Annotated in this window: 15 protein-coding genes; 9 read left to right on the forward strand and 6 right to left on the reverse strand. The window is 66.7% G+C overall.

Features of this window, described 5'->3' with window-relative positions:
• Positions 1-70 precede the first annotated feature (70 nt).
• Positions 71-1,627, reverse strand: coding sequence for an aminotransferase-like domain-containing protein (locus ACOABP_RS03920; protein WP_474227045.1), 1,557 nt, complete (start codon positions 1,625-1,627; stop codon positions 71-73).
• 84 nt (positions 1,628-1,711) lie between these two features.
• Here ACOABP_RS03920 and ACOABP_RS03925 point away from each other — a divergent pair, with 84 nt between their 5' ends.
• The 7 genes from ACOABP_RS03925 (at position 1,712) to ACOABP_RS03955 (ending at position 7,208) form a co-directional block, all read left to right on the forward strand.
• On the forward strand, positions 1,712-2,389 hold the full coding sequence (locus ACOABP_RS03925; RefSeq protein ID WP_474227046.1) for a VOC family protein: 678 nt from the start codon (positions 1,712-1,714) through the stop codon (positions 2,387-2,389).
• Positions 2,390-2,435: 46 nt separating this feature from the next.
• Positions 2,436-3,152, forward strand: coding sequence for an alanyl-tRNA editing protein (locus ACOABP_RS03930; protein WP_474227047.1), 717 nt, complete (start codon positions 2,436-2,438; stop codon positions 3,150-3,152).
• A gap of 5 nt (positions 3,153-3,157) precedes the next feature.
• Complete coding sequence (locus ACOABP_RS03935) at positions 3,158-3,790, forward strand: LysE family translocator (protein WP_474227048.1); 633 nt, start codon at positions 3,158-3,160, stop codon at positions 3,788-3,790.
• A gap of 16 nt (positions 3,791-3,806) precedes the next feature.
• On the forward strand, positions 3,807-4,778 hold the full coding sequence (locus ACOABP_RS03940) for a DMT family transporter (protein WP_474227049.1): 972 nt from the start codon (positions 3,807-3,809) through the stop codon (positions 4,776-4,778).
• 13 nt (positions 4,779-4,791) lie between these two features.
• The gene (locus ACOABP_RS03945) at positions 4,792-5,244 is read left to right on the forward strand and encodes a RidA family protein (protein ID WP_474227050.1); all 453 of its coding nucleotides are present in this window, start codon (positions 4,792-4,794) and stop codon (positions 5,242-5,244) included.
• A 93-nt stretch (positions 5,245-5,337) separates the two neighbouring features.
• Entirely contained in the window at positions 5,338-6,525 is a 1,188-nt protein-coding gene (locus tag ACOABP_RS03950; RefSeq protein WP_474227051.1) for an aminotransferase-like domain-containing protein, read from the forward strand.
• 38 nt (positions 6,526-6,563) lie between these two features.
• Positions 6,564-7,208, forward strand: coding sequence for a glutathione S-transferase family protein (locus ACOABP_RS03955; RefSeq protein ID WP_474227052.1), 645 nt, complete (start codon positions 6,564-6,566; stop codon positions 7,206-7,208).
• Between the two features lie 30 nt (positions 7,209-7,238).
• Here the strand turns inward: ACOABP_RS03955 and ACOABP_RS03960 are convergent, their stop codons facing one another.
• The 5 genes from ACOABP_RS03960 to ACOABP_RS03980 all read right to left on the reverse strand — a co-directional run bounded on the left by ACOABP_RS03960 (position 7,239) and on the right by ACOABP_RS03980 (position 13,945).
• Positions 7,239-7,769: a chromate transporter gene (locus ACOABP_RS03960; RefSeq protein WP_474227768.1), complete on the reverse strand. Its 531-nt coding sequence runs from the start codon at positions 7,767-7,769 to the stop codon at positions 7,239-7,241.
• Entirely contained in the window at positions 7,769-8,347 is a 579-nt protein-coding gene (locus ACOABP_RS03965) for a chromate transporter (protein WP_066733282.1), read from the reverse strand. Before ACOABP_RS03965 ends, ACOABP_RS03960 begins: the two co-directional genes overlap by 1 nt.
• A gap of 305 nt (positions 8,348-8,652) precedes the next feature.
• On the reverse strand, positions 8,653-10,983 hold the full coding sequence (gene parC / locus ACOABP_RS03970; protein WP_474227053.1) for a DNA topoisomerase IV subunit A: 2,331 nt from the start codon (positions 10,981-10,983) through the stop codon (positions 8,653-8,655).
• Between the two features lie 132 nt (positions 10,984-11,115).
• Positions 11,116-11,925, reverse strand: coding sequence for a lytic transglycosylase domain-containing protein (locus tag ACOABP_RS03975; protein WP_474227054.1), 810 nt, complete (start codon positions 11,923-11,925; stop codon positions 11,116-11,118).
• Between the two features lie 25 nt (positions 11,926-11,950).
• A complete protein-coding gene (locus tag ACOABP_RS03980) occupies positions 11,951-13,945 on the reverse strand; it encodes a DNA topoisomerase IV subunit B (protein ID WP_474227055.1) in 1,995 nt (664 codons plus the stop codon).
• Positions 13,946-14,205: 260 nt separating this feature from the next.
• Between ACOABP_RS03980 and ACOABP_RS03985 the strand changes: the two genes are divergently transcribed.
• Complete coding sequence (locus ACOABP_RS03985) at positions 14,206-15,417, forward strand: MFS transporter (protein ID WP_474227056.1); 1,212 nt, start codon at positions 14,206-14,208, stop codon at positions 15,415-15,417.
• 1 nt (position 15,418) lies between these two features.
• Entirely contained in the window at positions 15,419-15,544 is a 126-nt protein-coding gene (locus ACOABP_RS03990) for a hypothetical protein (RefSeq protein ID WP_255366006.1), read from the forward strand.
• Positions 15,545-15,564 lie beyond the last annotated feature (20 nt).

Consider the following 15,564-nt stretch of genomic DNA (forward strand, 5'->3'; position numbering starts at 1 on the left):
CGTCCGGAGCGGGTCGATGGCGCAGGAAATAGGGACGGGACGGGGCATTTTCAACCCCCCGCCCCGGTGCTCAGGTGCCGGAGCCCGCCGGCAGGCCGGACAGGCGCTCCATCTGGCCGGCCAGAAAGCGCAGCATGCCCGGATCGGTGCTGCTGGCAATGTTGAAGCGGGTCCAGGTCGATGGCATCTGCGATGGCGAAAACAGGCTGCCCGGGGCAAACAGGTAGCCTTCCTCGTGACCGGCCGTAGCAATGACATTGGTATCCACGCCGGTATCGGCCCACAGGTACATGCCGGCCACCTGCCCCGGGAAGATGCGCAGCCCCAGCCGCTCCAGCTGCTCGCGCGTCTCGTCGCGGGCACGGTCCAGCCGCACCCGCACGCGCTCGGTGTGCTTGCGGTAATGCCCCTCGGTCAGCACCTTGTAGACCACGCGCTCGTTGATTTCCGGCGTCGCCATGCCCGTCACCAGTTTGCTGTCGGTCAATGTCACGGCCAGTTCCGGGCTGGCAGCGATAAAGCCCACGCGCAGGTTGGCGGCCAGCGTCTTCGAAAAGCTGCCCAGGTAGATCACCCGCTTTAGCTGATCCAGGCTGGCCAGCCGCGTGGCGGCATGGCCCGGCGGGCACAGGTCGCAATAGATGTCGTCCTCGACGATCGTAAAGTCGTATTGCTCGGCCAGTTGCAGCAGCCGGAACGCCCGCGCGGCCGACAGCGACGTGCCGGTTGGGTTGTGCAGCACCGAATTGACCACTACCAGCCTGGGCCGGTGCGCCTGGGCGATGTGCTCCAGCGCCTCCAGGTCGGGGCCATCGGCCGTATAGGGCACGCCGATCACATTGGCACCCTGCGTGGCAAAGCGGGCAAACATCACGAACCAGGCCGGGTCGCCGACCACCACGGTATCGCCAGGTTGCAGGAACTGGCGCGCAATCAGGTCGAAGGCCTGGGTGATGCCCGATGTCATCACGATCTGGTCGGGGGTGACGCCGATTTCCAGTTCCTCCAGCCGCGTGCGCAGTTGCTGCCGCAGCGGCAGGAAGCCCATCGGCGTGCCGCTGGACAGGAAATGCCCGCCGGGCTGCCGGCCCAGACTGCGCATGGCCCCCGACAGCAGTTCGCCATCGAGCCATTCGGTAGGCAGGAATCCCCAGCCCGGCGCCTTGTGGCTTTCCGCCGAGTGGAACATGCTGCGCAGCAGCCACGTGACATCGACATTGCGGATAGCCGGCGAGGCCAGCGGGGCTGCCACCGACGGATGCGGCAGGCGGTCGCGCACGTAGAACCCCGAACCGCGCCGCGATTCCAGGTAGCCCAGCGCCACAAGACGCTCGTAGGCTTCCACCACGGTAAAACGCGAGATGCCCTTTTCCGACGCCAGCTGGCGGATCGACGGCATGCGCATGCCCGCCCGGAACACCCGTTCGTCGATGCGCAGCCGCGCCCATTCGGTCAGCTGCTCCACCAGCGTCATCTGGGCCGACGGGATCGGATCGGGCAGTTGCGGATGGCCCGCCGCCGGCATCACCAGCCGCAGCGGGCGCGTGCCCCCGCCCGTGGCGCCACCCGATGTGACATTTGAGGCACTATCACTTTCGCCGTGGCGATTCTTCTGGTTGCCTTCCATGTGGCGCTCCCGCAACTGTACTGAAGACGATTTGCTGAACTGTATCGGTACTGTACCGACAAGCTTGACTACCATCAACCAACGATGAAACTCGCCATTGACCACCTCGTGATTGCCGCCCCCGACCTGGAGTCGGGCACCGGGCATGTCGCCAACCTGCTTGGCATCGCCCCGCAAGGCGGCGGCGCCCACCCGCGCATGGGCACGCACAACCGCGTGCTGGGCCTGTTCGGCGGGATGTACCTGGAAGTGATCGCCATCGACCCGGCGGCCTCGGCACCAGACCGTCCGCGCTGGTTCGGCCTGGACAGCGACCTGATGCAGCAGCGCCTGCGCGATGGCCCGTTCCTGGCGCACTGGGCGGCCCGGGTCGAGCGCCCCGCCGACCTGTCGCGCTGGCAGTCGCAGTACCCCGATCGCATCGCCCCGGCCATTCCGATGGATCGGGGCGCGCTGCACTGGCGCCTGACCGTGCCCGAGGACGGCCGCCTGCCTGCGTGGCATGGCGAGGCGGCCAGCGCTGGCGATGGCCTGTTCCCGACGCTGATCCAGTGGGACGTCGCCAACCACCCCGGCATCAGCCTGCCGCGCCAGGACCTGGCCCTGCGCCGGCTGCGCGGCCAGCATCCGCAAGCGGAACTGCTGCGGCAGGGCCTGGCCTGGATTGGCGCCACCGACCTGATCGAGATCGACCAGACCGATGGGCCGCCGCTGCTGACGGCCGATATCGACACTCCAGCGGGCATCAAGACCCTGCGCTGACCCAAACACAACAAGACCCGACAAGACACACCGAAGGAGCCCCCCGATGTCCGCCACTACCGCCAAGCGCTTCGACGACGACGCGTATCTCGACCACTGCCAGGCCACCGTGGTGGCGGTGAGCGACGCCGGCATCGAACTCGACCAGACCGTCTGCTACGCGCGCAGCGGCGGCCAGGCCGGCGACACCGGCACGCTGGGCACCGCCGATGGCCGTGTAGTGGCGCTGACCGACACGGTCTACGCCGATGACCGCACCCGCATCCTGCACGTGCCCGCCGCCGATGCGCCCGCGCTGGCCGTGGGCGACCGCGTCGAGGTCAGGATCGACTGGGCGCGCCGCCACCGGCTGATGCGCCTGCACACCTGCCTGCATCTGCTGGGGTCGCTGATCCCGGTGCCGGTCACGGGCTGCAGCATCTCGCCCGATTCGGCGCGCATTGACTTCGACCTGCCCGAATCGACGCTCGACAAGGCCGTGCTGACCGAACAGCTGAACGCGCTGATCGACGCCAAAACGCCGGTCAACATCGACCGCATCACGCCCGGGCAACTGGCCGCCCAGCCCGACCTGGTGCGCACCGTGGGCGCGGCGCCGCCGGCGGGTACATCGACGATCCGTATCGTCGAGATTCCCGGCGTGGACCGCCAGCCCTGCGGCGGCACGCACGTAGCCAATACCGGCGAGATTGGCGCGATGGTCGTGACCAAGATCGAGAAAAAGAGCCGCACCAACCGGCGCGTGGTCGTCAACTTCGCATGACCGGCATGGAAACCTGGCTCACGGGCCTGTCGATGGCCCAGTTCCTGGCATTGGTGACGCTGCTGGCAGTGGGCGCCTTTACCCCCGGCCCGAACACCACCGTGGCGGCCGTGACCGGCGCCAACTTCGGCCTGCGCGCCACGCTGCCGCATTGCGTCGGCGTGTCGGTCGGCTTTGCCAGCATCATCGCGCTGTGCGCCACGGGCGTGGGCGCGCTGATCCTGGCCAGCCCGATGCTGGCAGCAGCCATCCGCGTGGTGGGCGTGCTGTACCTGCTGTGGCTGGCGCTGCGCATTGCGCGCAGCACGTCGCTGGCGGAAAAGAACGTGCTCAAGCCGATGACCGTCTGGCAATCGATTGCCATGCAGTTCGCCAATATCAAGGCGTGGATGATGGCGCTGGCCGTGGCCGCGTCGTACATGGACAACGCGCCGTCGCTGGGGCAGCGGGTGCTGCTGGTCAGCACGCTGTTTGCCACCTTCGGCTTTTTCAGCAACGGCGCCTATGGCGTGCTGGGCGCATCGCTGCGGCAGTGGCTGATGCAGGGTAGCCGCGTGCGCTGGTTCAACGGTGCGATGGGGCTGGCGCTGGCGCTGACCGCCCTGTGGATGGCCGTGGCCGCCGCACACCCCCACTGATGCGCCCCTGAATATCATGAGCCAGAACCCCTCTCCTCATTCCGGCGGCATGCTGCTGGGCTTTGTCGGCGTGGCGATCTTCAGCCAGACGCTGCCGTTCACGCGCATGGCCGTGGCCGAACTGGATGCCACGTTCGTGGCGCTGGCGCGGGCCGTGATCGCTGCCGTACTGGCGCTGGCGCTGCTGTCGGCGCGCGGCGCGCTGGCACCGGCAAAGCGCCCGCGCGGGCGCCAATGGCCGCGGCTTGCCGTGACGGCGCTGGGCGTGGTGGTGGGCTTTCCGGTGTTTTCCTCGCTGGCGATGCGTGAAGTGCCGGCCGCGCACGGTGCCATCGTGATCGGGCTGCTGCCGCTGGCCACGGCCGTGTTCGCGGCCTGGTTCGGCAGCGAGCGCCCGTCGATCGGATTCTGGCTGTCGGCGCTGGCAGGCAGCGCCCTGGTGGTCGGCTTTGCGCTGTGGCAAGGGGCCGGCGGCCTGCAGCATGCCGACTGGTTCCTGTTCCTGGCCGTGGTGCTGGGCGCACTTGGCTATGCCGAAGGCGGCAAGCTGTCGCGCGAACTGGGCGGGCTGGAGACGATCTCGTGGGCGCTGGTGGTGTCGCTGCCGGTGCTGGTGCCGGTGGTGGCGTGGCTGACACTGGGGCATGCCGGCGAAATCGCCGCCGCCTCGCCGCGTGCATGGGCCGGCATGGCCTATGTGTCGATCTTTTCGATGTTCATCGGCTTTCTGTTCTGGTACGCGGGCCTTGCAAAAGGCGGCGTGGCCCGCGTAGGCCAGATACAATTGCTGCAGCCGTTCCTCACGCTGGCGGGCGGCGCCGTGATCCTGGCCGAGCCCCTCGATGCCGCCACCGTCGCTTTTGCAGTTGCGGTGATCGCCGTGGTGGCCCTTGGCCGACGCGCCGCCGTGCGCAACACCGCACCCGCCACGCCGCCGGCCCCCGTGGCCGGAGAAACGCCCCCAGTTCTTCCAGGACGCATTCACTGACAGGAGTCACCGCATGTCCGTCTACGACACCCTTGCCAAACTCGGCGTGGAACTGCCCACCGCCGGCGCCCCCGCCGCTGCCTATGTGATGGCCGCGACCACCGGCAACACCGTCTTCCTGTCGGGCCATATCGCCCGCCGCGACGGCAAGCCCTGGGCTGGCAAGCTTGGCAAGGATATCGACACCGCCAGCGGCCAGCAGGCCGCGCGCAGCATCGCCATCGACCTGCTGGCAACGCTGCACGGCCATATCGGCGACCTGAACCGCGTCAAGCGCATCGTCAAGGTGATGAGCCTGGTGAACTCCACGCAGGAATTCACCGAACAGCATCTGGTGACCAACGGCTGCTCCGAATTCCTGGTCGAAGTATTCGGCGAAAAGGGCAAGCACGCCCGCAGCGCCTTTGGCGTGGCGCAGATTCCGCTGGGCGCCTGCGTCGAGATCGAGATGATCGTCGAGATCTGAAACCTGAAGCCGTACCCTGCAGACCATACGTATTAGAGACATAGGCAGGGCCCGCGGGCCCTGCCCCTGAATTACCCCACCACGAGACCAATCATGAAATGGGCCATCTCCCGCCGGGCGCAGCAACTGACCAGCTCGGCCATCCGCGAAATCCTGAAAGTCACCGAGCGTCCGGAAGTCATTTCGTTCGCCGGCGGCCTGCCCTCCCCGGCGTCGTTCCCGGTAGCGGCCATGGAAGCGGCTGTGGCCCGTGTATTCGCGGATAACCCCCAGGGCGCCCTGCAGTACGCGGCCACGGAAGGTTATCTGCCGCTGCGCGAATTCGTGGCAAAGCGCTACAACGTCGGCGTGGAGCGTGTGCTGATCACCACCGGTTCGCAGCAGGCGCTGGACCTGATCGCCAAGATCATGATCGACCCGGGCAGCCCGGTGCTGGTGGAAACGCCGAGCTACCTGGGCGCGCTGCAGGCCTTCTCGCTGTTCGAGCCGGAATTCGTTTCGATCCCGTCCGATGAAAAGGGCCTGATCCCCGAGGCGCTGACGGCCGAACTGACCGCCAACGCGCGCTTCCTGTACGCGCTGCCGAATTTCCAGAACCCCACGGGCCGCCGCCTGCCGCTGGAGCGCCGCCAGGCGCTGGTCAAGCGCGCGCAGGAACTGGGCATCCTGCTGGTGGAAGACGATCCGTACGGCGAGCTCAGCTATACCGGCAGCACGCTGCCGACGCTGCTGTCGATGAACCCGGACGGCGTGATCTACATGGGCTCGTTCTCGAAGATCCTGGCCCCCGGCATGCGCCTGGGCTTTGTGATCGCCCCGCCCGAACTGCATTTCAAGCTGTGCCAGGCCAAGCAGGCATCGGACCTGCACACGCCCACCTTCACGCAGCGCATTGCCTACGAGACGGTCAAGGACGGCCTGCTGGAGACCCACATCCCGACCATCCGCGAACTCTACGGCAAGCAGTGCGCCTACATGCTGGACGCCCTCAAGCGCCACATGCCGGCCGGCGTGACCTGGAACGCGCCCGAAGGCGGCATGTTCATCTGGGTGGAACTGCCGGAAGGCCTGAACAGCATGACGATCCTCGAAGAAGCGGTGCGCCGCAACGTGGCCTACGTGCCCGGCGCGCCGTTCTATGCCGGCAACCCGCGCATGAACACGCTGCGCCTGGCCTTTGTGACGGTGCCGCAGGACCGCATCGAGCAAGGTGTGTCGATCCTGGGCGAGCTGTTCCGCGAAGCCATCGCCAAGGCCGCCCCGCAACCGCGCGCAGCCTGAGGAAGACCGCCGACATGGATCTGGAGGAGCCGCAAACCATGCTGCGCATCTGGGGCCGCCTGTCGTCGATCAACGTGCAGAAGGTGGTCTGGTGCGCGCGCGAGCTGCACCTGGACCACGAGCGCATCGACATCGGCAACCACAAGGGCGAACTCGACGCCGAGGCCTATGTGCGCCTGAATCCGAACCGGCTGATCCCGGTGATCGAGGATTTCCGCGACACCGACGTGGCCGGCGAGCCGTTCGTGCTGTGGGAGTCGAATGCGATCGTGCGCTACCTGTGCGCGCGCTATGGCGAAGACACGCTGTGGCCGTCGGACGTCAAGGCACGCGCATCGGCCGACCGCTGGATGGACTGGCAGACCACCACCTTCAGCCCGGCCATGGTGCAGGCCTTCCTGCAGATGGTCCGCACGCCCGAAGGCCAGCGCGACCAGGCCGTGATCGACAAGTCGCGCGAACGCACCGAACCGCTCGCGAAGATGCTGGACGCCGCGCTGGCCGACCGCGAGTTCATCGGCGGCGACCGCTTCACGATGGCCGATATCTCGCTGGCCTGCGCCGCGCATCGCTGGATGGGCACGCCCGTCCCGCACGCGCCACGGCCCAACCTGGAGCGCTGGCTGGCCGCCATGCGCGCCCGGCCGGCGGCCATGAGCATCCTCGTGCTGCCGCTGAAGTAATCTTCGCCGTACCGTGGACCCTGGGGCTGGCTACACCAGCCCCAGCAACCCTGCCCCCGCACCGAGGGCCACCAGCAGCAGCGGGTGGATCTTCGTCTTCAGCATCAACCCCACCGTCAGCAGCGTCACCGCCACGGCCGTCCAGGTATGGTCGACGCTGGTGGCAAGCACCCATCCCGTCGACAGCAGCAGGCCGATGGTCAGCGCCGACAGGCCGCGCTTGATCAGCACCGGCCAGACTGCGTGCGGCGAGCGTCCGGCAAAGTATTCGAAGCCCAGCGCAATCACGCTGGACGGGCCACAGATGCCAAGCATCGACGCAAACGCACCGGCGGCGCCGGCCACCTGCCAGCCAAACAGCGCCACGAACAGGATATTCGGCCCCGGCGACGCCTGCGAGATGGCATAGAGCGCGGCAAACTGCTCGTCGGTCATCCAGTGGTTGGCTTCCACCAGATACCGGTGCATGTCGGGAATGACCGTGCCGCCACCGCCCACGGCCAGCAGCGACAACATGCCGAAGTGGCCCAGCAGGTCGCGCAGGATTTCGGGCGACGCCATCATGCCCCCTTGCGCATGGCGCGGTATTCCAGCACCAGCGCCACGGGCACCAGCACGGCCATGACCGGCAGCAGCGGCCAGCGCAGCCAGCCGATGGCCAGGAACGCCGCCAGGCCCACCACCAGCGCGCGCACCGAACGCGGCTGGCTTTGCGCCAGCTTCACGCCCGTCGACAGCACCAGCCCGGCCGCCACGGCCGTCATGCCGGACAGCATCTGCCGCACCTGCGGCACGTCCTGGTAGCGCAGGTACAAACCCATCGCGCACAACACCACCACCATCGGCACGAACACCAGTCCGCTGAACGCGGCCACGGCGCCGCGCAGGCCGGCAAAGCGCAGGCCCAGCATCAACGCCAGGTTGATGACGTTCGGCCCCGGCAGCACCTGGCCCAGGCTTAGTATTTCAACGAAATCACGATCATCAAGCCAGCGGTTGCGCTCCACCACCGACCGCCGCACGAACGGCAGCACGCCACCAAAGCCGGACAGGCCCATGCGGGCAAACTCGAAAAACAGGGTACGGGCGTTGGGAGGCGGGGCGAGCGTCGGCTCGACTAGCAGGGGCGTGGAGGACATGACCGTGACGATGATCGCCTGCCATGCGGAATGGGCAGGGTGCCGACATGGTACGGCAGATACTCGCCGCCGGGCTGGCGCGAGGCATCACGAAATGGCAAGAGGGGGTCGCGACTGGCGATGGCTTGCTGCCTTCCGCAGACTGGCGCCCCGCTCCCATTGATGGGAGAGGGGTTGGGGGAGAGTGTCAGGCGACTCGAATTGCGATCCGTCGACAAGCAGAACCTCGATGCCTTCTCCCCCGCCCCGCCCCCGCCCCTCTTCCGCTGGCGGGAGAGGGGTGCAAACCGTCGGGATCTTCGAAATTACTCCGAAATCTTCACCGGTTCCAGCTTCACTTCCTTCAGGCGCGGCTCGATGGCCTTGCCCTTGCGGGCACGTTTGCCCACATACGGCAGCAGCGTCTTGCCGGCCAGCTTCTGCGGCGGCACCTTGCCGCCACGCACGCCGGTGCCCGAGATCATCAGGCCAGGCGCGCCAACCGGCACGGCCTGTTCCAGCGCCTCCTTCGTTTCCAGCTCCATCAGGATCACGCCGCGGCCGCCGGCCGACAGCACCTTGACCTCGTCGAGCCCGACCAGCAGCAGACGCCCATTGGCCGAGAAGCACGCCACGTGCGTGGCTTCCTCGCCCACCGGCTGCGGCTGCAGGATGGTGTCGCCGTCATCGAGCGTGACGAACGCCTTGCCGCCCTTCTGGCGGCTGATCATGTCGCCCACCTTCGTGACAAAGCCATTGCCACCGGCCGTGGCAATCAGCATCCGCTGCTCGGCGCCACCCGCAAACGTATGGGCGATCTGCGAGCCCGCGGCCAGGTCGATCAGCGTGGTCACCGGCACGCCATCGCCACGGCCACCCGGCAGCCCCGAGACGGCTACCGAGTAGACCCGGCCATTGCTGCCGAACGCCAGCATGGTGTCGACGGTACGGCATTCGAACGTGGCGTAGAGGCTGTCGCCGGCCTTGAACGTGAACTGCGACGGATCGTGGCCATGGCCCTGGCGCGTACGCACCCAGCCCTTGCCCGACATGATCACCGTCACCGGCTCGTCGATCACCTTCACCTCGGCGGCAGCGCGGCTGGCTTCCTGGATCAGCGTGCGGCGCGGGTCCTTGTCTTCCGGGCTGTATTGCTTGGCGTCCTGCTCGATCTCCTTGATGATCTTGCGACGCATCATGGTCTCGGACTTCAGCAGCACGTCCAGCTCGGCCTGCTCGTCTCGCAGTTTCGCCAGTTCCTGTTCGATCTTGATCGCTTCCAGGCGTGCCAGCTGGCGCAGGCGGATTTCCAGGATGTCTTCGGCCTGCCGGTCGCTGAGGCGGAACGCCTCGATCAGCGCGGGCTTGGGATCGTCGCTTTCGCGGATGATGCGGATCACCTCGTCGATGTTCAGTAGCACCAGCATCCGCCCTTCCAGGATATGGATGCGGTCTTCCACCTTGCTCAGTTGGAAGCGCGTGCGGCGCGTGACCGTGGCGAAGCGGAACTCGATCCACTCGCGCAGGATATCCTGCAGGCCCTTCTGGCGCGGACGCCCGTCGGTGCCGATCATCACCAGGTTGATCGGCGCGCCCGATTCCAGGCTGGTATGGGCCAGCAGCGTCTGGATGAATTCCTGCTGGTCGGTGTTCTTGCTCTTGGGCTCGAACACCAGCCGCACCGGGGCGTCCTTGCCCGATTCGTCGCGCACGGCGTCCAGCACGGCCAGCATCGTGGTCTTGAGCTGGGTCTGCTCGGGCGTCAGCGCCTTCTTGCCGGTGCGGATCTTCGGATTGGTGATTTCCTCGATTTCCTCGAGCACCTTCTGCGCCGATGTGCTCGGCGGCAGTTCGGTCACCACCATCTGCCACTGGCCGCGCGCCATTTCCTCGATGGTCCAGCGCGCACGCACCTTCAGGCTGCCGCGGCCGTTCTCGTAGATCTGTGCAATTTCCGACGCCGGCGAGATGATCTGGCCGCCGCCCGGATAGTCGGGGCCCGGCATGATCGCCAGCAGTTCGGCCAGCGAGATGTTCGGGTTGCGGATCATCGCCACCGCCGCGCCTGCCACTTCGCGCAGGTTGTGCGGCGGGATTTCGGTGGCCATGCCCACGGCGATGCCCGATGCGCCGTTCAGCAGCACGAACGGCAGGCGCGCCGGCAGCAGCTTGGGCTCTTCTTCCGAACCGTCGTAGTTGGGCAGGAAGTCCACCGTGCCCATGTCGATCTCGTCGAGCAGCAGGCGCGAGATCGGGGTCAGGCGGGCTTCGGTGTAGCGCATGGCCGCCGCGCCATCGCCGTCGCGCGAGCCAAAGTTGCCCTGGCCGTCGATCAGCGGATAGCGCAGCGAGAAATCCTGGGCCAGGCGCACCAGGGCGTCATAGGCCGACTGGTCGCCGTGCGGGTGGAATTTACCGAGCACCTCGCCGACCACGCGGGCCGACTTCACGGGCTTGGCGTCGGCGCGCAGCCCCATCGCCTGCATCGCATAGAGAATGCGGCGTTGCACGGGCTTCTGGCCGTCCGCCACTTCGGGCAGGGCACGCCCCTTGACCACGCTCACGGCGTAATCCAGGTAGGCGCGCTCGGCGTACCGCGCGAGCGTCAGCGAATCGGCCGGCTCTTCGGGCTGAAACGTAGTATCTGCTTGATCCATGGTTGGCAAGGGTTCGGCATGCCGGGCGCGGGCGCGCCGGACATCCCGCTTGTTTTGCGGTCAGCGTGGGATTCTAAAGGAAGTGGATGACGATGCCGCCGGAAATAGCGCCCGAAATCCAGTCGGGCCCCATCAGGGCATTGGCCGGCGCCCGCCGCCGATCACCATGCGCACGCGGTCTGCCGCCACGCCGGTACGGATCACGCCGCCCGCCGCCGGCTGGTACAGGCGGTAGAACTCCAGCACGGTGCTCACGTACTGGCGGGTCTCGGGGTAAGGCGGGATCTGGTTGTTGTAGCGCTGCACCGCGCCTTCGCCGGCGTTGTACGCGGCCAGCACCAGCTCCAGGTTGTTCGGGAACAGTTCCATCAGGAAGCGCAGGTAACGCACGCCAGCCGAGATGTTCAGTTTCGGGTCGGCCAGCTTCTGCTCCACCGTGCGGCGCTTGTCGGCCGCAATGCCAAAGCGCGCGCCGGTATCCGGAATGACCTGCATCAGCCCGATGGCACCCTTGGGCGACACGGCCGACGCGTTGAAGCCGCTTTCCACGGCCATCACCGCCTTGACCAGCGCCGGGTCCACGTTCTGGGCCTCGGCCACCTGCGCGATGATCGGGTCGACCGTGCGCAGGTTCGGGTGGTTGAGCAGATACTGAAACAGCTTGTCGCGCGACGGGCTGGTCTTGTCCGGCAGCGTGATGACGCCGCGGTGCCCGAGGTTGCCCGAATCGAACTGGCCGCCGTCCTTCATGAACAGCTTGTAGCGGCTGTCGAGCTTCGTATCGGCGAAGTGGGCCACGCCCTCGCCGTCGATATAGCCCCAGAGTTCCGCATGGGCCGGCGCGGCGATGCCGAACGCGCCGAGCACGGCCAGCGTGCAGGCCAGGCGCCTTGCCTGTGCCTTGATCCGCCTGTTCCGCTGTTGCCCTGCTCGTTCCTGCATCGTCGTTCCTCCAGATTTGGCGCCGTCAGATATCGGCCACCACCTCGTTGCCCTTTTCTTCGAGCCAGGTTCGGCGCTGCGACGCCTCGCCCTTGCCCATCAGCATGTTCATCATGGTGACCGTCTGCAGCAGGTCGAATTCGCCCAGTGCCACCGGCAGCAGGCGACGGGTGTCCGGGTTCATCGTCGTTTCCCAGAGCTGTTCGGCGTTCATTTCGCCCAGGCCCTTGAAGCGCGAAATCTGCCAGGCGCCGTCCTTGACGCCATCCTTGAGCAGCTTGTCCTGGATGGCTTCGAGTTCGCCTTCGTCCAGCGCATAGAGCTTCTGCGCGGGCCGCTTGCCGCGTGCCGGCGCATCGACGCGGAACAGCGGAGGGCGCGCCACGCAGACATGGCCCAGGTCGATCAGCTTCGGGAAATGGCGGAAGAACAGCGTCAGCAGCAGCACCTGGATGTGCGCACCGTCCACGTCCGCGTCCGACAGGATGCAGATCTTGCCGTAGCGCAGGTTCGACAGATCGGGCTCGTCCTCCGGACCATGCGGGTCCACGCCGATGGCCACGGCGATGTCGTGCACCTCGTTGTTCGCGAACAGGCGGTCACGCTCGGTTTCCCAGGTGTTGAGCACCTTGCCGCGCAGCGGCAGAATGGCCTGGAATTCCTTGTCGCGTCCCATCTTGGCCGAACCGCCAGCCGAGTCGCCTTCCACCAGGAAGATCTCGTTGCGCGTGACATCGGTCGATTCGCAGTCGGTCAGCTTGCCGGGCAGCACGGCCACGCCGGAGCCCTTCTTCTTTTCCACCTTCTGCGCGGCGCGCGTGCGGGCCTGGGCCTGGCGGATCACCAGTTCGGCCAGCTTCTTGCCATAGTCGACATGGTGATTCAGCCAGAGCTCCAGCGCCGGACGGCTGAACGTGGACACCAGGCGTACGGCATCGCGGCTGTTCAGGCGTTCCTTGATCTGGCCCTGGAATTGCGGGTCGAGCACCTTGGCCGACAGCACGAAAGAGGCCCGTGCAAACACGTCCTCGCTCATCAGCTTGACGCCCTTGGGCTGCAGCGAGTGCATCTCGATGAAGCTCTTCACGGCCAGGAACAGGCCTTCGCGCAGGCCGGACTCATGCGTACCGCCGGCCGGCGTGGGAATCAGGTTCACGTATGACTCGCGCACCGGTGCGCCGTCCTCGGTCCAGGCCACCACCCACGAGGCGCCCTCGCCTTCGGCAAACCCTTCCTCGCCGGCGACCTTGTCCGGATCGGCAAAATGCTCGCCCTCGAACATCGGGATCACCAGCTCCGCGCCGCTGCCCTGGGCAAGCGCTTCCACCAGATAGCCCTTCAGGCCCTGCTCGTATTGCCAGGCGGTCTGCTCGCCGGTCTTTTCCAGCACCAGCGTGACCTTCACGCCGGGCAGCAGCACGGCCTTGGAGCGCAGCAGGCGCTGCAGTTCGGCCATCGGAATGGCGGCCGAATCGAAATATTTGGCGTCCGGCCACACCTGGACGCGCGTGCCGTTCTTCTTTTCGCCGCGCTCGATCTTGCGCGATGCCAGCGCCCGGGTGACTTCGCCACCATGCTCGAAGGTCAGCGTGGACTGCGAGCCATCGCGCCAGACCGTCACGTCCAGGCGCGTAGCCAGCGCGTTGGTCACGGACACGCCCACGCCGTGCAGGCCGCCCGAGAACGCGTAGGCGCCGCCCTTGCCCTTGTCGAACTTGCCGCCCGCGTGCAGGCGCGTGAAGACGATTTCCACCACTGGCACGCCTTCTTCCGGGTGAATGCCCACCGGAATGCCGCGGCCGTCGTCCTCCACGCTGATGCTGCCGTCCTTGTGGAGCGTGACCAGGATCTCGGTGCCGTGGCCGCCCAACGCTTCGTCCGAGGCGTTGTCGATCACCTCCTGCACGATATGCAGGGGGTTGTCGGTACGGGTGTACATGCCGGGGCGTTGCTTGACCGGTTCCAGGCCCTTCAGGACCCGGATGGAAGATTCGCTGTACTGACTGGTTTTGCTCGCCATGGAGTCGATACGGATATTGGTCTTGCCGGCCGTCGGCGGCCGGGATGCGCTGCATTGTAATGGATGGCCGTGGCGGTCATCCTTTTTGAAAAGCCCCGGAAATTCGCAGTCCGGCACAAATCCGGTGCCCGGCTTAAACTAGGCGCCGACTACGAGGGCGCCCCCCGGCACCACCCCATCGCCAGCCAGATGCCAGCGGCCCGCCGGGTTCACGCCACGAAAAAAACGAACAAAACAATAGAGACAATACCGAGCCCGACATGACCGATCGCAAACTATCCCTGACCACCGTGCTCGTGTGCGGCGGCCTGCTCGTCACCCTTTCCATGGGCATCCGGCATGGCTTTGGCCTGTTCAACCTGCCCATCACGCAAACGCACGGCTGGAACCGCGAGACCTTCGCCTTTGCGCTGGCGCTGCAGAACCTGATGTGGGGCGCCAGCCAGCCAATTACGGGCGCGCTGGCCGACAAGTTCGGCGCAATGCGCATCATGATCGTCGGCGTGGCGCTGTATGTGGCCGGCCTGATCGTGATGGCGATGGCTACCAGCGGCACGGCGTTCGCCACCGGCGCCGGCGTGCTGATCGGCATTGCCCAGTCCGGCACCACCTACAGTGTGGTCTACGGGGTGATTGGCCGCGTGGCCAGCGCCGAAAAGCGCGTCTGGGCCATGGGCATTGCCGCCGCGGCCGGGTCGTTCGGCCAGTTCCTGATGATCCCGGTGGAACAAACGCTGATTTCCACCACCGGCTGGCAGAACGCGCTGTTTGTCCTGGCCTTCCTGGCGTGCTTCATGCTGCCCCTGGCCCTGACGCTGCGCGAGCCGAAGATGGCCGCCAGCACGGGTGGTCATCAGCAGACCATCGGCGAAGCCACGCGCGAAGCCTTTGGCAACCGCAATTTCCAGTTGCTGACGCTGGGTTACTTCGTGTGCGGCTTCCAAGTGGTGTTCATTGGCGTGCACCTGGCACCGTACCTGAAGGACCGCGGCCTGGTCGACGTGAAGATCGCCACGGTGGCGCTGGCGCTGATCGGCCTGTTCAACGTATTCGGCACCTACACGGCCGGCGCGATGGGACAGCGCATGCCGAAGCGCTACCTGCTGTCGTCGATCTATATCGCCCGGTCGGTGGTGATCGCCGGCTACCTGATGCTGCCGCTGACGGCCTGGAGCACCTGGGTCTTTGCCGCGCTGATGGGCTTTCTGTGGCTGTCCACGGTGCCGCTGACCAACGGCATCATCGCGCAGGTGTTCGGCGTGAAGTACCTGTCGATGCTGTCCGGCGTGGTGTTCTTCTCGCACCAGATCGGCAGCTTCCTTGGCGCGTGGCTGGGCGGCTACCTGTTTGACCGCACTGGCAGCTACAGCACGGTATGGCTGCTGGCGATGGCGCTGGGCGTGCTGGCCGCGCTGGTGAACCTGCCGATCCGGGAGCAGGCGCTGGTGCGCCCGCAACCGGTGGGCGCCTGAGATGAGCTGGGCGCGTGGTGCCGGCTATCTGGCCCTGGCGGTGGTGCTGACGCTGGGGTTCCTGGCCTACCTGCGCCCGGCATTCATGGTCGACCTGACCAATATGGTGCTGGCGTGGTGCGGGTGAGGCGGCACTGCGGCTGACTT

The organism is Cupriavidus sp. HE11 (assembly GCF_056097175.1).